The sequence below is a fragment of the Pseudemcibacter sp. genome (assembly GCF_965661635.1).
Classification (GTDB): Bacteria; Pseudomonadota; Alphaproteobacteria; order Sphingomonadales; family Emcibacteraceae; genus Pseudemcibacter.
In genome coordinates this window covers 1-20,096 of the sequence record NZ_CBFIEP010000106.1, presented here as the reverse complement: position 1 = coordinate 20,096, position 20,096 = coordinate 1, and the positions used below count along the sequence as shown (strand labels likewise).

The 20,096-nt window shown below is 40.3% G+C and carries 18 protein-coding genes; 5 read left to right on the top strand and 13 right to left on the bottom strand.

Features of this window, described 5'->3' with window-relative positions; all coding sequences use genetic code 11:
- On the bottom strand, nucleotides 1-282 hold a 282-nt coding region (locus ACTF6W_RS07315), incomplete at its 3' end, for a hypothetical protein (RefSeq protein WP_438993887.1).
- Nucleotides 283-901: 619 nt separating this feature from the next.
- On the opposite strand from ACTF6W_RS07315, the gene ACTF6W_RS07310 reads away from it, so the two are divergent.
- The 5 genes from ACTF6W_RS07310 (at nucleotide 902) to ACTF6W_RS07290 (ending at nucleotide 6,861) form a co-directional block, all read left to right on the top strand.
- Nucleotides 902-3,046 (top strand): SO_0444 family Cu/Zn efflux transporter, encoded by a 2,145-nt coding sequence (locus ACTF6W_RS07310; RefSeq protein WP_438993886.1) that lies wholly within the window; start codon nucleotides 902-904, stop codon nucleotides 3,044-3,046.
- Between the two features lie 15 nt (nucleotides 3,047-3,061).
- Nucleotides 3,062-3,970 (top strand): protease modulator HflC, encoded by a 909-nt coding sequence (gene hflC, locus ACTF6W_RS07305; RefSeq protein WP_438993885.1) that lies wholly within the window; start codon nucleotides 3,062-3,064, stop codon nucleotides 3,968-3,970.
- Between the two features lie 12 nt (nucleotides 3,971-3,982).
- Nucleotides 3,983-4,888, top strand: coding sequence for a protease modulator HflK (gene hflK, locus ACTF6W_RS07300; RefSeq protein ID WP_438993884.1), 906 nt, complete (start codon nucleotides 3,983-3,985; stop codon nucleotides 4,886-4,888).
- Between the two features lie 164 nt (nucleotides 4,889-5,052).
- Entirely contained in the window at nucleotides 5,053-6,582 is a 1,530-nt protein-coding gene (locus tag ACTF6W_RS07295; RefSeq protein WP_438993883.1) for a cryptochrome/photolyase family protein, read from the top strand.
- 24 nt (nucleotides 6,583-6,606) lie between these two features.
- Nucleotides 6,607-6,861 carry a TIGR03643 family protein gene (locus ACTF6W_RS07290; RefSeq protein ID WP_438993882.1) on the top strand — a complete coding sequence of 85 codons (255 nt, stop codon included), beginning with the start codon at nucleotides 6,607-6,609 and terminating at the stop codon, nucleotides 6,859-6,861.
- On the opposite strand, the gene ACTF6W_RS07285 is transcribed toward ACTF6W_RS07290, so the two are convergent.
- The 12 genes from ACTF6W_RS07285 to ACTF6W_RS07230 all read right to left on the bottom strand — a co-directional run.
- Complete coding sequence (locus tag ACTF6W_RS07285) at nucleotides 6,858-8,168, bottom strand: sodium-dependent transporter (RefSeq protein WP_438993881.1); 1,311 nt, start codon at nucleotides 8,166-8,168, stop codon at nucleotides 6,858-6,860. The genes ACTF6W_RS07290 and ACTF6W_RS07285 overlap by 4 nt on opposite strands.
- Nucleotides 8,169-8,204: 36 nt before the next feature.
- The gene (locus ACTF6W_RS07280) at nucleotides 8,205-9,356 is read right to left on the bottom strand and encodes a trans-sulfuration enzyme family protein (RefSeq protein WP_438993880.1); all 1,152 of its coding nucleotides are present in this window, start codon (nucleotides 9,354-9,356) and stop codon (nucleotides 8,205-8,207) included.
- A 109-nt stretch (nucleotides 9,357-9,465) separates the two neighbouring features.
- Complete coding sequence (locus ACTF6W_RS07275) at nucleotides 9,466-10,104, bottom strand: TetR family transcriptional regulator C-terminal domain-containing protein (RefSeq protein ID WP_438993879.1); 639 nt, start codon at nucleotides 10,102-10,104, stop codon at nucleotides 9,466-9,468.
- Between the two features lie 11 nt (nucleotides 10,105-10,115).
- Entirely contained in the window at nucleotides 10,116-11,618 is a 1,503-nt protein-coding gene (glpK, locus tag ACTF6W_RS07270) for a glycerol kinase GlpK (RefSeq protein WP_438993878.1), read from the bottom strand.
- A 30-nt stretch (nucleotides 11,619-11,648) separates the two neighbouring features.
- Nucleotides 11,649-13,340 (bottom strand): ABC transporter substrate-binding protein, encoded by a 1,692-nt coding sequence (locus ACTF6W_RS07265; protein ID WP_438993877.1) that lies wholly within the window; start codon nucleotides 13,338-13,340, stop codon nucleotides 11,649-11,651.
- Nucleotides 13,341-13,350: 10 nt separating this feature from the next.
- Entirely contained in the window at nucleotides 13,351-13,629 is a 279-nt protein-coding gene (locus ACTF6W_RS07260) for a DUF2160 domain-containing protein (RefSeq protein WP_438993876.1), read from the bottom strand.
- Nucleotides 13,629-14,435, bottom strand: coding sequence for a carbohydrate ABC transporter permease (locus ACTF6W_RS07255; RefSeq protein ID WP_438993875.1), 807 nt, complete (start codon nucleotides 14,433-14,435; stop codon nucleotides 13,629-13,631). Before ACTF6W_RS07255 ends, ACTF6W_RS07260 begins: the two co-directional genes overlap by 1 nt.
- Nucleotides 14,432-15,304 carry a carbohydrate ABC transporter permease gene (locus ACTF6W_RS07250; protein ID WP_438993874.1) on the bottom strand — a complete coding sequence of 291 codons (873 nt, stop codon included), beginning with the start codon at nucleotides 15,302-15,304 and terminating at the stop codon, nucleotides 14,432-14,434. The genes ACTF6W_RS07255 and ACTF6W_RS07250 overlap by 4 nt, the downstream gene beginning before the upstream one ends.
- A complete protein-coding gene (locus tag ACTF6W_RS07245) occupies nucleotides 15,301-16,371 on the bottom strand; it encodes an ABC transporter ATP-binding protein (protein WP_438993873.1) in 1,071 nt (356 codons plus the stop codon). The genes ACTF6W_RS07250 and ACTF6W_RS07245 overlap by 4 nt, the downstream gene beginning before the upstream one ends.
- Complete coding sequence (locus ACTF6W_RS07240) at nucleotides 16,371-17,453, bottom strand: ABC transporter ATP-binding protein (protein ID WP_438993872.1); 1,083 nt, start codon at nucleotides 17,451-17,453, stop codon at nucleotides 16,371-16,373. Before ACTF6W_RS07240 ends, ACTF6W_RS07245 begins: the two co-directional genes overlap by 1 nt.
- 477 nt (nucleotides 17,454-17,930) lie before the next feature.
- Nucleotides 17,931-19,457 (bottom strand): sulfatase family protein, encoded by a 1,527-nt coding sequence (locus ACTF6W_RS07235; RefSeq protein ID WP_438993871.1) that lies wholly within the window; start codon nucleotides 19,455-19,457, stop codon nucleotides 17,931-17,933.
- 127 nt (nucleotides 19,458-19,584) lie between these two features.
- The coding region (locus tag ACTF6W_RS07230) for a pyridoxal-dependent decarboxylase (RefSeq protein ID WP_438993870.1) at nucleotides 19,585-20,096 on the bottom strand (512 nt) is incomplete at its 5' end.

The window sequence follows — 20,096 nt, the reverse complement described above, 5'->3', positions numbered from 1 at the left end:
AATATCTTTGGCAGTAATATTCCTTCTTCCTGAAGAAAATCTTCCATCTATCATAGTGCGTCTTTTAAATGCTAAATATTTAGCAGACCCGATAAATCCATCTGACGTAAATGAGGATAGATCTCTACCTATTATATTTTCTTGATCTTGCCGTGTCATTTCAAATTGGACGTAATTCTCGTCCGTTACATAGTAATAAATATAAAAATTAGTATTTTTCTTTAAATCAAATGGTTGAACAGTGCCAAACTCCTTTTCAAATTCTTTAATCAGTCTTTTCATATCAGATTGACTGGTCGCTGGGTTATAGATCAGAGTTAGCGTTGCGTCCTGATCTTTTGCGATAGATATTTGATTTATCGATAGAGATACGAAAAGGATGATGAAGAAAATTGATATTTTTTTTTAGCATAGCAAACCCCAGAATTTAATTGATGTAAAATATACTACCAACTATTGGAGCTGTAACAAATTCACGAAATATAAATTAATCGTGATCAACCAGAAACTCATGTAGTTAACGTCATAAATTAGACAGTTGGCCAAACCGGAAGTTAGTTTAATAAAAGCGGTTCCGTCCGATTGAAAAAGTGAAATGACCATTATGCTTTTTAACGATAAGCCAGATAGTATATCATATGATGCTGATATGATTAGCAAAGCCATCCGAAACGAATATGGCATTGGTAATGAGGAATAACATTTTTCTAGTGAATAATGTTTGAATCTTATGGTTACTTGCGTTTATAATTTTGCTACATTTCTGAAGATTGAAGAAAGGCTTTATTATTTTGATAAAACTCTATAATAATTAGGCCTTCTGGAATCAGAAAAAAAGGGACTGGGGAAGAATGAATATTTTTTTAGGGTGCCTGCTAGATAAATTATAAAAGGTCAAGTTATGGAGTTTATATTAGCCCTATATGATATTATGGTCAGTATCTTTACTGAGATCATTGGAATATTTTATCAGAGCTCAATATTTATTTTATTCGGATTGTTATTTTCCGGGATAATGCACGAATTTATCCCTATGAAATTGATTACGAAAAATCTAGGGCAAAACGGTATTAAAGGTATTTTCTGGGCGACGCTTTTAGGGGCTCCGCTTCCGTTATGTTCATGTAGCGTGCTTCCCGCTGCAGCAACACTCAGGAAAAAAGGTGCTTCAAAACCGGCGACGGCCTCATTCATTGTATCCGTGCCGGAAACGGGTGTCGATTCCGTTATTGTATCCTATGGTTTGCTTGGGCCAGTTATGGCCATATACCGTCCATTTGCCGCCATAATTAGCGCAATCGCCGCAGGCCTGGCGTGCGCGTTTTTAACGCGCGATGAAAAAGAACAAGTCGCGCTTTCTAAAGAAGAGCAAAAGAAACTTGATGAGCTTTCGGAACATCATCATCACGATCATCATGATGGGCGTGGCCATGATCACGATCACCACCATCATCATCACGATGATCTTGCAGATTCAAAAAATGAAACCTTAAAAGAAAAAGGTAAAGGCATATTCAAATATGGCTTTGGCCCGATGCTTGATGATATTGCCTTCTGGGTTGTCGTCGGGCTTGTGATTACTGGTATCATGCTTGCGCTTGTTCCTGATAATTTCTTTTCATTTGGTGATAGCTTTTTAGCGGTTCTTCTTTCAATGCTGATTATGGTTTTGATTAGTGTTCCACTTTACACTTGCGCGAGCATGTCCACGCCCGTCGCCGCCGGCTTGATCGTTAGCGGTCTTTCACCAGGGGCAGCACTTGTGTATCTCTTAACCGGTCCTGCGACCAGTATTGCGACCATTAATATCGTCGGTAAGATGCTTGGTTATAGAGTGATGTGGGCGTATTTGTCTTCCATTATCATTGTGGCTATTATATTCGGAATTACGCTTGATTATTTTGCAGCGGATATTATCAGATCAGAAGCAACGATAGCCCTTAATAGTGTAGATAGCACCTTTTGGTTCGTTTTAAAAATGGCCTCGACTATTGTTTTTGTTGGTCTTGTACTTGTTAGCTTCTGGCGTAAGAGTTACCGTGCGCCATTAAATGATCTTAAAAAACAAGCAGCGATTGCGGGGCGTTTTCTAAAAACACATCAGAAAAACCTGACGACTGCTCTAGCGGCAATTTTTATTATTGCGCTTTATCCATTTTACACGCTTCAAGTGCCACCGGGCAGTCAAGGGATGATTATGCGTTTCGGTGAAGTGGTTGATAAAGATTTATCGGCCGGTCTTTATTTTAGATTACCGTCACCGATTACAGAAACGGTTGTTGTGGAAAGCAGTACCGTACGCCAAATTTCCATTGATGAAAGTCTTGGTAATTTTACCGTAAGCGGCCAACGGGTTAATTCTTATGAAAACTCCAATACCTATTTAACGGCTGATGAAAATGTATTGTTGATTAAGTCGGTTATTACTTATGAAATTGATGATATTTATAATTACCATTTTTACAGCGAGCAAAATGATAATCTTTTAATGGATCTTGCGCGTCAGGTTCTTGTTTCTGAATCAATACAATTGCCAATCGATCAAGTATTCACAACGGAGCGAGGAAACCTCGAAAGCCGTTTTCGCGAAGCATTAAAGCTTAAGGTAAAGTCGCTAGAGCAGGGCTTCAATGTATTGGATGCAAGGCTCGTTTATGTTCATGCACCTAATAGAGTGCATGATGCATTTCGTGATGTAGCAAGTGCCCTAGAAGATTTACAAAGAGAATTATTCCTAGCCGATGGTGATGCCATTTCCATGCTTAACGAAGCAAAAGGAAATTCTGAAACCATTAAGGCAAATGCAAGAATTAATGCAGTGAATAATGTGGCAAGTGCCAAAGGGGAAGCAGCAGGATTTAAACCGCTCGCTGATGTTCACCAAGAATATCCATATCTGACTGAAAAACGACTACAGCTTGAAGCACAGGAAAAATCATTGGTTTTACCGACGCTTTATCTCAACGGCCTAAGAAATTCTCAAGGCCTTGATTTGTGGCTCGACCCCAATGCAGAAGACGTGGTCAGATTTAAGTTTAAGGATTAAAGGAAGATATTTAAAATGATTAATAATAAAGCCACCATTATAGTTTCGGTTTTGATAGCATGTTATCTTACAACATCATTTTATGTCGTAAATGAAGCCGAATATAGCATTCTGACACGCTTTGGACGTACGGTCGCCGTGCATGATGATCCGGGATTAAAAGTAAAGCTTCCCATTCCTTTTGAACGCGTTGTTCGTTTTGATAAGAGAAACATGTATCAGATCATCCCGGAAGAAGAATTCCTGACGTCTGATAAAAAGAATATCATTGTGTCCTCTTTTTTAACGTGGAAAATTATCTATCCTGAAAAATTCCTGACCGCTTTAAGAACACGTGATGCAGCAGAGGCTCGAATTGAAAATCTTGTGAAATCGCTCTTTGGTGCGGCCCTAGGTCAAAAACCATTTACTGATTATATTCCTGCTGACATTACACAATTAGAAGATATGAAGGCGTCAGAAAATATTTTAGCCATGGAGCAGAAAATATTCACGGAAGCATCAGCAATTGCCAGCCGTGATTATGGTATTGAATTTTCGACCGTCGGCGTATCAAAATTTAATTTCCCAGCTCAGAATTTGATCAGTGTTTATGCACGTATGCGTGCAGAACGTGAACGTATTGCAAAATCATATCGTTCAGAAGGGGATGCTGAAGCAAGAAAAATCCTCGCTGACGCCAGCAGACAAAGTGCTGAAATTATATCGTCAGCCGAAGCAGATGCCGAAATTGCCCGCGGTGAAAGTGAAGCCGAAGCCGCGCGCATATATGCTGAAGCCTATAAAGACAGAGAGGATTTTTATGAATTCCTTAGAACTCTAGAGGTTTACCAGAGCATCATTGATGATGACACAACGTTAATCTTACCAGAAGATTCGCCCCTACTTGATCTTCTTACCAACCCACCTTTAAAGAAGAGATAGGTGGATAAAAAGATGTTCAAGAAAATTTTATATAGTTTAGGCGCACTTATTATACCGTTATATGCGGTAACGGGTTTTTACGCGGTGGAGCCCGAAGATACAGCCGTTACTTATATTTTCGGCAAAATGATAGATAAGAATGTTGAGGCTGGAATTCATTGGAATTTGCCATATCCATTTGGCAGACAAACCGTTAAAACCACCAAAGCTAACTTGATACTATCTGTTGGTGAAACCGCACCGGAACTAGAAAGCTTTACCTTCGGAGCGCGTAATTTATGGATGACGGGCGGCGCGAGCTTGGTAGAGATTAAAATTGATATTCAGTATACAATTACGCAACTTGATTTATACGAAGTGTCCCATGATAGCCCGGAAGTGTTTCTTGATTTTCTTGCGCAAAAAATGTTGACACGAACACTCGTGGAGCAAAGTGTCGATGATATTTTAACCACCGGCCGTCAATTACTGGGTAGAGAAATTCAGCAAGCGATGCAAATTGAATTAGATGAAGCACAAATTGGAATTCAAGTTCAGGATGTTATCATTAAATCATTATCACCGCCGAATAATGATGGTGTTGCGGATGCGTTTCAACTTGTACAAAACGCCAATTCAGATCGCTACCGTACTCTTGAGCAAGCAGAGACCCAGAAAAATCAAATGCTATTTGAAGCGGAAGCAGAAGCAAATAGAATTAGAAATGAAGGTCGATCAAATAAGTTCGCCCGGATTGAAAAAGCAAAAGGTGACGTGGCGCGCTTTACAAACTTGGCCCAAGAATGGCAAAAATCACCACAATCAATGGAACGTAGGCTTTACTTAGAAGAAATGACTGACATTTTGAAAGGCGTTAAAGTTTATATTGTTCCAGATAAAAGCGCACAAAGTGATAGTGTACAAGTCATCGGCCGATAATAATTGACTGTAATTTATTAAGTTGCGTCCAATACTGTTTTCATAACGTAAACAAAGTGTAGTTTTCGGTATGATTTGCGTGAAACGCCAATTGTTCGAAGTAATTTAATTCTGTTTAAAAGCGCGGGAAGCATTAAATATAAATATGCTTCTAAAATTTTCTTATGAATTTACACTTTATACTAGGTGATCAGCTCAATCAAAAAATATCTTGTCTTGAAGGATTTAATCCTGAAAAAGATATGATTTTTATGTGTGAAGTATGGGAAGAAGCTACATATGTTAAACATCATAAGAAAAAAATAGCATTTATTTTCTCTGCGATGCGGCACTTTGCAAAAGAGCTGTTAAATCTAGGGTATCAATTACGTTATACCAAGCTTGATGATGCAAAGAATAAAAATTCATTTGTAGCTGAACTTAAACGCGTGATTAAACTTTATTCACCAAGCAAAGTAATCTTCACGGAACCAAGCGAATATCGAGTATTGGAAGATCTTAAAAATACGGATTTTGGCGTGCCTCTTGAAATAAGAGCGGATGACCGGTTTTTATCCACTCATGAAGAGTTCGAAACATGGGCAGAGGGTCGTAAACAATTACGAATGGAATATTTCTATCGCGAGATGCGAAAAAAATATGAAATTCTAATGGATAAGGGAAAGCCAAAGGGAGGCGCGTGGAATTTTGATGCAGAAAACCGTAAGCCCCCTAAAGAAGGATTGTCGGTACCTAAACCATTCGATAAAAAACCAGACACTATTACACAAGACGTTATAAAATTAGTCGAGCATTTTTTCCCAGATCATTTTGGCGATCTTGAAACATTCTATTTTGCCGTTACCAGGGATGATGCCCTAAATGCCCTTACTATGTTTATTAATAAACGCCTCGCTCACTTTGGTGATTATCAGGATGCCATGATAGAAGGTGAGCCGTGGATGTATCATTCTCATATTAGTTTCTACATTAATTGTGGACTTCTATTACCTTATGAATGTGTGCGTGAAGCTGAAAATGCATATGAAGAAGGATTGGCCCCTCTTAATGCGGTGGAGGGTTTTATTCGGCAAATAATAGGCTGGCGGGAATATGTCCGCGGTATTTATTGGTTGAAAATGCCGCACTATGAAAATGAAAACTATTTAGAAGCAAACCGTAAACTGCCCAATTTATTTTGGAACGGCGAAACGCAAATGAATTGCCTGCGTCAATGCGTTAAGGAAACCAAAGAAAATGCCTATGCCCATCATATTCAGCGCTTAATGGTACTAGGGAATTTTTCACTCATAGCAGGTTTATCACCCGAAGAAGTAAATGAATGGTATTTAATCGTTTATGCCGATGCCTTTCAATGGGTCGAGCTTCCAAATGTTACTGGAATGATTTTATTTGCAGATGGCGGTAATTTAGCGTCTAAACCCTATGCGGCGAGCGGGTCTTACATAAATAAAATGTCAGATTACTGTAAAAATTGCCGCTATAAAGCGACGAAGAAAAATGGACCTGATGCTTGCCCATTTAATTATTTATACTGGGATTTTTTAATTCGAAATCAAGAAAAGTTGAGCAATAATAACAGGCTAAGAATAGTTTATAACCTACTTGAAAAAATGGAATTAGACAAAATCAATGCAATAAAAGAAGATAGCAGACGGTTTTTGAATTCACTAGATCGCGGTGAGATCGTTTAATGCTATTGATGAAGGTAGAATAATTTGAAAAATAAAGCCCCCAAAAGTGAACTCTCAAACGAATATAATCAGATCATTGAAATGGCTTGGTGCGATGATACCAGCTTTGATACAATAGAAAGACAAACTGGTATCAGTGAAAAGCAGGTCATCAAGATTATGCGTTCCTACTTAAAACCTTCTAGCTTTCGGGTATGGCGAAAACGTGTTTCGGGGCGAAAAAGCAAGCATGAAAAATTGATTTTTACTGAAAAGAATGAGCAATTTTTTAAAGGCTAAGCCGTAAATTGAGACCATAGGTAGGTAGCCAGAACAATAAAGATTGTTATAGGCACGGCTGTTCTAATCCAACGGTAATAATGTTGGTGGCACTTCATGGTTACGCTTCCAAAAACTTCATGTAAAAAATCAAATTTTGATAAGAAGCGCGTTATCACGAGCACCGCAAGGCCACTACCGAATATTTGCATTCCTGACCCAAAATAAAGATCAACTTTACCTATGAAATCCGGGTCATGGGCACTTGGGATAATCATAGGCACTTCGACAATTAACAATGCGAGGATAATTTTCTTTCGGCTATTTTCCCCTTTTAATCGTTCACTAATGCTGCCGACGACGGCTTCTACTGTTGCAACGATCGATAAAAATGCGACGAGGAATAAAGCCAATAAGAACACGGCACCAATTATTCTTCCTCCTGGCAAAACGGCGAATGCTTGCGGTAATGTGTAAAACAGAAGCGTTGGCCCTTGCGACATATTTAAACCAAAGATTAGGACGGTCGGTACAATGAAAAATGTGGCCATAAGAGCGGCACCGCCATCAAAGAGAGCCGTGCTTGTCGCCGTATTAATTATATTTTCTTCCTTAGACATATAGCTGCCATAAATCACCATGATGGTGCCGCCCAACCCTAATGAGAAAAAGGCCTGACCAAGCGCCGCAAAAATAAGATCGCTGTTTACCTTGGACCAATCGGGTTTCAAAAACTCAACCATGTAATCGGTCGCGCCTTCTAATAAAAACGTGTATACGACCAAATAAAGAAGCACTGCTGAAAACAAAGGCACAATGATTTTACTAACACGTTCAATACCCTTTACCACACCAAGATAAACAATAAAGAGTGTGCCAAGCAGAACGGTTACGGCAAACGTATACTGCATCCATCCATTTGCAAGGCTTGCTTCATATTCTGGAGTTGAGCATGCGTTAAATCCGGTGGTGCCAGCAAAAATTGATGCATATAAAAGGTTGCCAAGGATGACCAAGTAAGCGGAACTTGAAATCATATAACAAGCCACCATTAACCAGCCGATATATTGACCGAACCTATTTCCCATAGCTGTTTCAAAGGCTTTGATTGAACCACTGCGTGTGTTGCGACCTAATGTGAGTTCACCTGTCATAGCTGGAATAGCGATAAGGGCCGTGAAAATAATATAAAATAATAAAAATGTTCCGCCACCATTGGCCCCCATCATATATGGAAACCGCCAAACATTTCCAAGCCCAACAGCCGCGCCTACCATTACAATAATCGTTAAAAATTTTGATGAAAACTTTTCTCTTGATGGCTGCATTGCTGTCTACCTAATTTAATGTGTGACTAATTACCTTTATATTTGGACGGCGTCTAAGGCTTGTGAAAAATCATTGAGAATATCTTTCTCATCTTCGCAGCCAACTGAAACTCTGATTAAACCATAGTCTACTCTTGCGGCAGCCAATGTGTATACATCGCCGAGGCTGGTTGCCATATCAACCATTTTCAAGGCATTCATAAATTGATGAAGGTTATTTGGATCACCTTTAATGTTGAATGATAGCATGCCGCCACACCCTTTAGGAAATTGGTTTTCTATTAATTGGGTTTGATAACTTTCTGGTATGCCCGCATAACGTATCCAATCAACTTTTTCATGTTTTTTAAGCATGTTTGCGAGCGCCAGCGCATTCTTACTGTGTCTGTCCATTCTTAGCGGGAGTGTGCGAATACCACGTAAAATAAGCCATGCATTAAAGGGACTAATACACTGTCCGAACGAAGACATCGTTGATCGCGCTTTTGCAATATGTTCTTCAGACCCACACAGAATACCACCAACAGCATCACCATGACCACTAAGATACTTTGTGGCAGAATCAAGAATTAAATCTGCGCCATATTCAACAGGACGAAGCAGATAAGGCCCAAGATAAGTATTATCAACGATAAAGGATAAATCATGATCACTGGCAATTTCTTTTAGGCCAGTAAGATCAACAACACACATTTGAGGGTTAGTAATTGTCTCTGCAAATAGAGCCTTTGTGTTTGGTTTAATTGCACTGCGCACGCTATCTAAATCAAGCATATCGATAAATGTGACTTCAATTCCCATTTCCGGACATTCTTCAACGAAAAAATTGCGGCTAATGACGAATAGCTTATCTGTGACAATCACATGATCCCCTGATTTCGCGCACAAACGAACGGCCGCTGCAACTGTTGCCATACCCGATGACATCGCTAAGCTGCTCTCTGTTCCTTGTAAAACCGACATTTTATCTTGCAGCATGTCAATTGTTGGATTTCCTTCGCGAGTATAAAGGTTTGGTCCATTGGGATCATCATAATTTTTGAAGGCATGCGTCAAATCTTCTGATGTTTCAAATGAAAATGTGGCGGTTTGATATATAGGGGTATTATGTGCGCCTGTTGCCGGATCACGATATTCGCCGGCTCTAATCGCATTGGTATCAAAGCCCCAATTATTTTCATTTTTCATTATATTTTTTCCTTAGATGATAAAATCAAAGGAAGATTATAAAAAACTTGACTATATAGTCAATTTTTATGAAGAAAGAGATAAGAATTTATAGTATGGATATCAGCGTTTATTCAATGATGACGCCTCTTAAGATCATATTGACGGCATCATCATATACCTTTTCATGCTGCTCTTTGCCTAAGTGTTTATTGCCGTTTAAAATTTTAATTTGATCCCGCTGATGTGAAAAATGTGTCGTAATACCCCATAAGAAATAAAGTAAATTTTGTGGTTCAATCGAAACAATTTGTCCGGTATCGACCCAACTCTGAATGAGCGCAGTTTCTTTTTTATTTCTTTTTTTCATGCTTTCACGAATGTCCGACGTAAGGTTTCTTGCGCCGCGCATCATTTCCCAATTCCAAATTTTATGGGCATGCGGATTTTCAAATGAAATATCAAGCAAGCTTCTGACATAAATCAGTAAGGCGGTCTTAGCATCGCTTTTGGTCATCATGACGTCTACTTCGTTTTTCCATAGGTCACGAAGTTTCATAATGACGGTTAAATATAAATCTTTCTTTGTCGGAAAATAATAATGAATGTTGGCTTTCGGCATATTTAACTTATCAGCAATTTCTTGGATGGTTGCTGTGTTATATCCTTTTTCAGAGAATATGTTTTCTGCAGCCGAAATGATTTTCTTTTCGTTACGGTTACGCACCCGTTGCTTTCGTTCAGCATTATTTTTCGTTTGCTTTGCCATTTTATATAAATCTATTTTGGGGGCTCTGACAATACTCTTGAAACACAATCTTGCCAGCGGTCGTATTTCTCTTTTCTAAGATGCGTACTCATTTCGGGGATAAATCGACTTTCTCTAACCCATTTTTGTGCATATTCATCGGGGCCAGGTAATAAATCAGCGTAAAAGCCTGCCATATAGGCGGCGCCAACGGCTGTTGTTTCTAATATTTTGGGTCGGTCAACTGAAACACCAAGAATATCCGATAAGAATTGCATGGTCCAATCAGAGGACGCCATACCACCATCGACCCTTAAGATCGTATCGTTGTTATTTGTGACATTCCAATCTTTATACATGGATTCAATTAAATCACGTGTTTGATAACCAACACTTTCTAATGCTGCTCTGGCGATTTCCGCGGGACCCGTGCCACGCGACATCCCAAATATGGCGCCGCGTGCTTCTGCGTCCCAATAAGGAGCGCCAAGACCGGTAAAAGCCGGAACCATAACAACATTCTGATTGTCGTCCGATTGATGGGCCAAGGCCTGTGTTTCAGTGGCATCATTTATCATTTTCAAACCATCTCTAAGCCACTGCACTATGGCACCCGCCATAAATATCGATCCTTCAAGGGCGTATGATGGGCTGCCATCAAGTTGATAGGCGACCGTTGATAGTAAGCGGTTTTTTGAACGAACAATGGTATCGCCCGTATTTAATAGGGCGAAACATCCCGTTCCGTAAGTTGATTTAATCATTCCGGGGCTAAAACATGCCTGTCCGACCGTCGCACTTTGCTGGTCACCAATAGCGCCACAAATTTTAATGGTCCCATCAAAATATTCAGGTAAAGTTCCACCAAAATTGGCCGCGCAATCCTTAACTTCTGGTAGGACCGAAGCGGGAATATCAAGCAATTTCAATAGATCCTGATCCCAGCATCCATTTCTAATATCATATATCATTGTTCTTGATGCGTTGGTTGCATCGGTTGCGTGGATGGTCCCACCCGTTAAACGCCAAATAAGCCAGGTATCAACGGTACCAAAAAGTAATTTTCCAGCATCAGCTTTTTCACGTGCACCTTCGATATTCTTTAAAACCCAACTAATTTTTGTACCGCTAAAATATGAATCGATTAATAACCCTGTGCGTTCAGCAACCATTTCTGAATGGCCGGCATCAATTAAATCCGCACATAAATTCGCTGCGCGTCGATCTTGCCAAACAATGGCATTATGAATTGGCTTACCACTTTCAGAATCCCACAATACGGTTGTTTCACGTTGATTTGTAATGCCGATACCAGCAATATCGACGGATGTTAAATCAGCTTTACTGATTGCTTCTCGGCATGTGCTAAGTGCGGTGTTAAATAAATCATCAGGATCATGTTCAACCCAGCCAGGCTTTGGAAAATGTTGCGGGAACTCTTCTTGTGCCATCGAAATTATATTGAGTTCCTGATCAAAAACGACAGCACGTGTTGACGTGGTTCCTTGATCGATTGACAGAATGTAATCGCCCATTTGCTAATCCTTAATGATTAAATACGCTCGTTACTGCCATGACTTAACCAGTTCGTCATAACCAATCGTGATTGGGGACGGTTTCTCGTTTGCAATCTTCGCTTTTGGTGCGCCCGCTTGCGCAAGCCAATAATCGGCCCCTTGCTCTGGATTTAATTTGGGACCGAATTCACCCTGGACTCCGGCACGCTCTAATCTTCTGAGCAACCGTTCTTGCGCAAAGCATAATCCGTCCAATGCTTCTTGTGGTGTTTTATCGCCTGATGTCGCATCACCAATATTCTGCCACCATAACTGTGCGAGTTTTGGATAATCAGGTACGTTTGTACCCGTAGGTGACCATCTAATACGGGCTGGGGAACGGTAAAACTCTACAAGGCCGCCAAGCTTTGGGGCACGGTCCGTAAATGATGCATGCTGAACAGAGCTTTCACGAATAAATGTTAATCCGATATGTGATTTTTTAACATCTACTGTTTTTGATGTGACAAACTGTGCATATAGCCATGCTGCTTTTGCGCGATTATCCGGTGTTGATTTCATTAAAGTCCATGAACCCGCATCCTGATACCCGATTTTTGTCCCTTCGCTCCAATATGCGCCATGTGGTGAGGGGGCCATGCGCCATTTTGGGGTGCCGTCATCATTTACCACAGGGATATTTGCTTTAACCATATCGGGTGTAAAAGTGGTGTACCAGAACATTTGCTGCGCAATATTTCCTTGCGCAGGAACGGGGCCAGCCTCTGAAAAGACCATTCCCGCCGCTGCAGGGGGAGCATATTTTTTTAGCCAGTCCACATATTTTTGCAGTGCATATACGGCAGCCGGGCTATTTGTTGCGCCACCACGCGCCATGCATGATCCGACAGGCTGCGAATTTTCATTCACACGAATGCCCCATTCATCAACAGGCAAGCCATTTGGTTCACCCTTATCACCCATGCCGGCCATTGACATCCAAGCGTCCGTAAAACGCCAGCCAAGTGAAGGATCTTTTTTACCGTAATCCATATGGCCATACACTTTTTCACCGTCAATTTCACGACCCGTGAAAAATTCTGCTATGTCTTCGTATGCTGACCAATTAACGGGAACGCCTAAGTCATAACCATATTTTGCTTTAAAATCGGCCATATTTTGGGGATCCGTGAACCAGTCATATCGAAACCAGTAAAGATTGGCGAATTGCTGATCGGGTAATTGATACAATTTTCCGTCAGGTCCGGTTGTAAAAGATGTGCCAATAAAATCATCAAGATCAAGATTGGGATTAGTGACATCTTTACCAATGCCGCTCATGAAATCTGTTAAATTGCGCGCTTGTTGATAACGCCAATGGGTGCCGATTAAGTCACTATCATTGATATAAGCATCATATATATTTTCACCGGATTGCATTTGGGTTTGAAGTTTTTCAACAACATCGCCTTCGCCAATTAAATCATGAATGACTTTTATCCCTGTCAGTTCAGTGAAAGCGGCGGCTAAGGTTTTGCTTTCATATTCATGGGTGGCAATGGTTTCTGAAACCACTCTGATTTCCATGCCTTTATAGGGTTCGGCGGCTTTAATAAACCAATTGATTTCGTTCTTTTGCTCTTCTTTGGATAAAGCAGAGGGTTGAAATTCATTAATCCATTTATCGGTTAATGCATCATCCGCATAACTGTTGATGTTAAACGTCAAAAATGCCGTGATAATGATTAAACTTTTTTTCATTGTCATTTCCTTAAACCCATTTAAATACGGCGGCTGCAAATAATCCACAAACTGCCAATGACCACCATATTGGCGAGCCAAACATGAAAACCCAACCTAAACATATAAAGGCTGAACCTAGTAAAGATATAAATAACCGATCACCGGGCGTTGTTTCTATTTTTAATATGCCAACTCGGGGTGACTGCGGTGCTTTTATACTCCAAATAAACATAATTATGATCGCAAAAGTAATCGATGCAAAGAAAATAGCGGTTGGTTCGGTCCATCCCATCCATGATAAATCCATTACACCCTCCCTAATGCGAAACCTTTGGCGATATGATTTCGCACAAAGTATATAACAAGAGCGCCAGGAATAATGGTCAAGACACCCGCTGCTGCAAGGACCCCCCAATCAAGCCCTGATGCAGACGCCGTTCGGGTCATCGTCGCAGCAATTGATTTCGCATCAACTGATGTTAACGTCCTGCTTAAAAGCAACTCAACCCAAGAAAACATAAAACAGAAGAATGCCGCAACACCGATACCTGATGCGATGAGTGGCATAAATATTTTCCCAAAGAATTTAAAGAAACTATACCCGTCGATATAGGCGGTTTCATCAATTTCTTTAGGTACACCGCGCATAAACCCTTCTAATATCCAAACGGCAAGCGGCACGTTAAATAAAGTATGTGCAAGCGCGACAGCGATATGCGTGTCAAAAAGACCAACGCTTGAATAAAGCTGGAAAAACGGTAAGGCAAAAACCGCCGGTGGGGCCATTCTGTTGGTGAGCAGCCAAAAGAATAAATGCTTATCCCCCATAAAGGTATAGCGACTAAAGGCATAAGCAGCGGGTATCGCAACGGCAAGTGAAATGATGGTATTTAATACAACATAGGTAATTGAATTGATATATCCGCCGTACCAACTTGGATCGCTGAAAATGACTATATAATTGTCAAAAGTAAATTCACTCGGCCAAAGAGAGAAAGTGGATAGTATTTCCTGATTGGTTTTAAAGCTCATATTTAATAACCAATAAATCGGTAACAGTAGAAATACGAAATAAAGGATCATTATGAATGTTGATTTATTGATTTTTATCATTCGTTCTCCTTATCCATATTGACCATGGTTGTATAAAATACCCATGAAACCAGCAAAATGACGAGGAAATATATCAGCGAGAAGGCGGCCGCAGGACCAAGATCAAATTGACCAATGGCCATTTTAACTAGATCTATTGAAAGAAAAGTCGTCGCATTACCCGGGCCACCACCTGTTACGACGAATGGTTCCGTATAAATCATAAAACTATCCATAAACCGAAGCAGAATAGCGATGATCAAGACGCCTTTCATTTTAGGCAGTTCAATATACCTAAAGACACTCCAGCGGCTTGCTTGATCGATTTTGGCGGCTTGATAATAAGCATCAGGAATGGAACGAAGCCCCGCGTAACTAAGCAGTAATACTAGTGATGTCCAGTGCCAAACGTCCATTATGATAATCGTAAACCACGCATCAAATGTATCTTGCGTATAATTATAACTGATCCCCAGTTGATCCAATGTATATCCCAGTAAACCAATATCGATACGGCCAAATATTTGCCAAATCGTGCCGACCACATTCCATGGAATAAGAAGAGGCAGGGCAACAACAACAAGACAGATTGACGTCCACAGGCCATTTTTCTTCGGCATATGAAGCGCCATAAATATACCCAGTGGTATTTCAATGGCGAGGATGATAACGGTGAATAAAATTTGTCGCCACAAGGCATCATGGAGGCGTTCTGAATGAAGCACTTCTTCAAACCATTCAAGCCCGACCCAGAAAAATTCATTGTTGCCAAAGGTATCTTGGACGGAATAATTGACCACCGTCATCATTGGAATAATGGCTGAAAATGCCACCAGTATTAAAACCGGCAACACCATGAACCATGCTTTCTGATTTTGGGTTTTCTTCATGGGTCCACCCGCCAATCATTTTCGTATATATTTATTTTTTCCGTATCAAAAATAATGCCGTGCATGTCTTTTGAAAAATCATCACCTTCATTAATGATGATATTAATGTCATGATTTTGAAAACGGGTTCTCGCTATTTTGTAATGGCCTACGTCTTCAATTCTATTGATTGTTATTGGTAATGCATTTGGATCATCACTAAACTTTATGAACTCAGGCCGAATACCAAGTTCGACTTTACCGTCTAATTTTCCATATGTATCATTCAGGATTATTTCATGATCGCCGATTATTGCTTTATGACCGTTTACTTTTGCGGGAATAATATTCATTCCCGGCGAGCCGATAAAATATCCGACAAATGTATGTTCTGGTTTTTCAAATAATTCGGTTGGCGTGCCGATCTGCACCACTTCACCGTCGGACATGACAATCACTTTATCCGCAAATGTCAGTGCCTCCGTTTGGTCATGGGTTACATAAATCATGGTATGGCCGAGCTTTTGATGAATTGCTTTTAATTGTGTACGCAGTTCCCATTTCATTTTGGGATCGATAACGGTCAGTGGTTCATCAAATAAAATGGCATTCACATCTTCCCGCACAAGACCGCGCCCCAAGCTGATTTTTTGTTTCATATCCGCCGTTAATCCGTTTGTTTTCTTATCCAAAATATCATCAAGGGAAATCATTTTAGCAATTTCAGAAACACGTTTTTCGATATAATCAGCGTCTAACCCTCTGTTTTTAAGGGGGAATGCGAGGTTTTCTTTAACGGTCATTGTGTCATAAACCACGGGAAACTGGAAAACTTGTGCAATATTGCGCGTTGATGTGTCGTTATCTGTGACATCAAAATCATCAAATAATATTTTACCGGATGATGGTTTTAATAGACCGGATATAATATTAAGCAGTGTTGTTTTGCCGCACCCAGATGGACCAAGCAGGGCATATGCGGCGCCATCTTCCCAAATATGATCAATCGGTTTTAAGGCATAATCATCATCAGATTTAGGATTATCAAGATAACTATGAGCGAGGGTGGAGAGCGTAATTTTTGCCATTATACCCACCCCTTTGTTGCGTTTGCAGAGTGCACGAGACTGCCATTTTGATCAAAGATGAACATATGCCCCGGGTCAAGATATACTGATATATCCTCACCTAGTGGTAATTCATGAACCCCATGGATTAGTCCAACCCATTTTTTATCCTGATGATCCATATGAAGATATGTTTTAGAACCGGTTATTTCCGTTGTGATTAATGTTGCGTCAAATTTGATGGCGTTACTGTTTGAATGATTTAATTCCAAATGATTGGGCCTAAACCCTGCGACAAAATCACCATCAGGAATATTTTTTATGGGCGCGGTTACTGTTCCATCCGCAAAAATCATTTTTTCATTTGTTTTATTAAACTTTAAAAAATTCATGGGCGGATTTGAAAAAATGCTGGCGGTCACTGTGTCTTTTGGTTGGTGGTAGAGTGACGATGTATTACCAAATTGTGTAATGCACCCTTCATGGAGTGTTGCCGTATTACCGCCAAGCAACAATGCTTCTTCGGCTTCGGTGGTTGCATAAACGAATATGGCGCCGGACTGCTCAAATATTTTTGGAATTTCTTCCCGTAATTCTTCCCTTAACTTATAATCAAGGTTCGCCAGCGGTTCATCCATCAAAACCAGTCCTGCTTCCTTAATAAGTGCACGGGCCAGAGCGCATCTTTGCTGCTGACCCCCTGATAATTTAAGCGGGCGACGCTCTAAAAAAGGAGTGAGCTTCATAAGATCAGCCCATTTTTTTACTTTTTCCTCAATCTCATTATTGCTTTTTTTCATAACGCGAAGGGGCGATGCAATATTTTCATAAACACTTAATGAAGGATAATTTATAAACTGCTGATAAATAAAGGCGATATCACGGTCCTGTACCCGTTTTCCGGTGACATCTTCGCCGTTCCAAAGTATCCGCCCGGTAGTGGGTTTTTCAAGCCCAGCCATAAGCCGCATGAGCGTTGTTTTACCGGATAATGTTGCGCCCAACAAAACATTCATGGTCGCTTTTTCAAAGGTGAAATTCGTCTCAAAAATATGTCGCTCACCGTTAACAGTAAGTGATATATTTTCGAACGTTAATGACACTAAAATTCCTTTTTGATAACGATTAAGGCCAGATTTATTTTTTTATTTTTAAACTGATTAATAAGGCCTTCAAAGTTTTTCCCTAATCTTTGAATAACTTACTTGAATTGATATGATTGGTCAAACCTGATTTGTGAGCATTTTTTGACGAATTATCACCATTCATGTACCCTCTTTTTATCAAAGAGGAGGAACACATGAAACGGGTGTAAAACCCACACGTCCGGCTGTCGCAGATCAAAAGAATTCCGGTAACTTTAACGCGCAATTGAATAAGGGTGGCAAAAACCAGAGTGGCCAAAATATTCCCAACGCGGCCGCCTCTAACCGTGGTTCAGCACGTTCCGGGTAAGCGAAACCCAATTCTGCAATTTGACTTAAGTTTATAAAGGCGCCGTTTAATTCTACGCCTAAGATTTAGAGCTTAGATCAGTTATTAAGGATGTTCAAGCAACGATTTTAATCAACCTGTCTAATTTATTCATATGTCCATTTTAGCAACCATGGATCTTGCGTCGTGCGTTGAAATTCTCTTATTTTGGTTTTATGTACTTCTAATATTTCACTATAAACAGGATCGTATGCAAGGTTATTGCTTTCTAGTGGATCATTTTCTATGTCAAAAAGCTCAAATTCTGGTCTGTGCATATATTCGTCAACAGTACGTGGGCCGAACATGGTTTCGCCGCCTTGACGGTAAATACGCTGCCATGTGGGCGATTCCCATAGATCGGCTGCAGCAGGATATGGTAGATCATGGGCGATGTTCCAAATGAGTTTATATTTGCGCCCTCGCACTACCCGCATGGGATAATACATCTGAATTTCATGGAAAGTATGTGAAGCATAAATCTCATCCCATCCTTCTGGCTGCGTTTGATCCAAAACGGATAAAAATGAACGGCCATGAAGCCCGTGAGTTTCTTCCATTTGCTGACTTATAGGGGTAAGCATAATCTGCATATTATAGGACGGTTCAGCAAGACCAGCAAAATCCAATATGGTAGGTGTGATATCCACCCAACTTAACATTGCATCATTTTGAGTGCCGCGTTTGGCGTTATCAGGATGACGGACTATTAAAGGTGCATTAAGTCCTGCGTCATAAGTGGTTGTCTTTGCTCCCGGAAAGGCAATTCCATGGTCAGACATATATATGATTAAAGTATCATCATACTTTCCTGATTTTTTAAGGATTTCAATGACTTTCCCAAATCCTTTATCCATGCGCGAAACTGCCTGATAATAAGCTGCAAGTTCAATACGTGTCATGGGCGTGTCGGGCAAGAAATCTGGCACGATGACATCTGCAGGGTCATAGCTAATATTGTCAATGTTAGAGGCCCCTTCTGATAAGTTGCCAAAATCATCAGGCGTGTCGACATCATCAAGTCCAGCAATGGTTCCATCGTCTTTACGCCTTGCCCCACGGTGCGGATCATTAGTAGCAAAATAAAGAAAGAAAGGGCGCTCATCTTTTTCATTAATAAAATCACTAATTCCCTCTGCCATGATTACAGAGCTTCGCTCTGGACTAGGTAATGTTTCATCAAAGGAATAAGTTTCTTCGGTCCCTACATGGAACTTCCCAGCCCGAGCTGTGCGATACCCACCTTCGCGGAGCAGAACAGGCAGTGTTTTAATATGATCCCATGTCAGAAATCGGTGAAAATCATGATAATGTCCATATTGACCATTACGGTGATTTTGAAGTCCCGATAAGATTACAGAACGGCTGGCACTACAACTGGCCGTCGTTGCATAAGCGTTGTTAAATATCACGCCATCATTAGCTAAAGCATCCAAGTTAGGAGTTTGAATAACAGGATTGCCATAAACCCCTAGATCAGGGCTATGGTCATCAGAAACAAGCAGAACAATATTGCGCTTGGACGCTTGTGCCGATGCTAACGAAGGCGATAGAGCTAACACAATCACTACAAACCCAACTGCAAACCAATTCTGTACATTACCATGATGTTTTATAAAGTTGTGAAGTATCATTCCATTCTCCCTAAGGTTTTTAAAAGCTTATCTTAATTGCATAGGTTGGTCAAAATTCTTGGTACGAACGTCCGCTTTGGGTCGAAAGCGGGCATTTAAAATTTACGAGAGATGAAGACATAATTATTTATTTCAAATATTTTTTCCGTTCATTATTTAATTCACTGACCAGTTCGTCCAGATCATTTTCCGCTGTGTTATAATTTGTAATACAGGCCCTGAATGTGTTGATATTTTTCACGGGATAAATGGATATCCAGGATTTTTGTGATTGATATATTTTTTCTAATATTGTTTTCGTGAAATTTTCATCTTTGCCGTGCTTCTCATCCGTAAAACAGATGACCGGTAAGGCGGTATTATTCATGATGGTCCAACCATTTTGGCTTAGCTTTTTCCTTAATAATTCGCCCATATGGGCTTGGTGGCTGATGATGTCATCATAGCCATCCCAGCCATAAAATAATAACGATAGATACACTTTTAAACCAATGAACCTTCTTGACCATTGGATTGAATGTGAAAATGGGTCTTTGATTTCAAGCTTTTCTGCATCCTTTGGCATATATTGCGTTGAAATACTGAAAGTCCGTCCTAAAATATCTGTATCAGACGTTATAAAAATGCTTGTTCCCATCG

Coding starts and splice junctions, on each gene's coding strand:
- ACTF6W_RS07285 (WP_438993881.1), bottom strand. CDS start 8,168: ATGCAGCCATCAAGAGAAAAGTTTTCATCAAAATTTTTAACGATTATT.
- ACTF6W_RS07255 (WP_438993875.1), bottom strand. CDS start 14,435: ATGATAAAAATCAATAAATCAACATTCATAATGATCCTTTATTTCGTA.
- hflC (WP_438993885.1), top strand. CDS start 3,062: ATGATTAATAATAAAGCCACCATTATAGTTTCGGTTTTGATAGCATGT.
- hflK (WP_438993884.1), top strand. CDS start 3,983: ATGTTCAAGAAAATTTTATATAGTTTAGGCGCACTTATTATACCGTTA.
- ACTF6W_RS07280 (WP_438993880.1), bottom strand. CDS start 9,356: ATGAAAAATGAAAATAATTGGGGCTTTGATACCAATGCGATTAGAGCC.
- ACTF6W_RS07245 (WP_438993873.1), bottom strand. CDS start 16,371: ATGGCAAAAATTACGCTCTCCACCCTCGCTCATAGTTATCTTGATAAT.
- ACTF6W_RS07260 (WP_438993876.1), bottom strand. CDS start 13,629: ATGGATTTATCATGGATGGGATGGACCGAACCAACCGCTATTTTCTTT.
- ACTF6W_RS07250 (WP_438993874.1), bottom strand. CDS start 15,304: ATGAAGAAAACCCAAAATCAGAAAGCATGGTTCATGGTGTTGCCGGTT.
- glpK (WP_438993878.1), bottom strand. CDS start 11,618: ATGGGCGATTACATTCTGTCAATCGATCAAGGAACCACGTCAACACGT.
- ACTF6W_RS07265 (WP_438993877.1), bottom strand. CDS start 13,340: ATGAAAAAAAGTTTAATCATTATCACGGCATTTTTGACGTTTAACATC.
- ACTF6W_RS07310 (WP_438993886.1), top strand. CDS start 902: ATGGAGTTTATATTAGCCCTATATGATATTATGGTCAGTATCTTTACT.
- ACTF6W_RS07295 (WP_438993883.1), top strand. CDS start 5,053: ATGAATTTACACTTTATACTAGGTGATCAGCTCAATCAAAAAATATCT.
- ACTF6W_RS07275 (WP_438993879.1), bottom strand. CDS start 10,104: ATGGCAAAGCAAACGAAAAATAATGCTGAACGAAAGCAACGGGTGCGT.
- ACTF6W_RS07235 (WP_438993871.1), bottom strand. CDS start 19,457: ATGATACTTCACAACTTTATAAAACATCATGGTAATGTACAGAATTGG.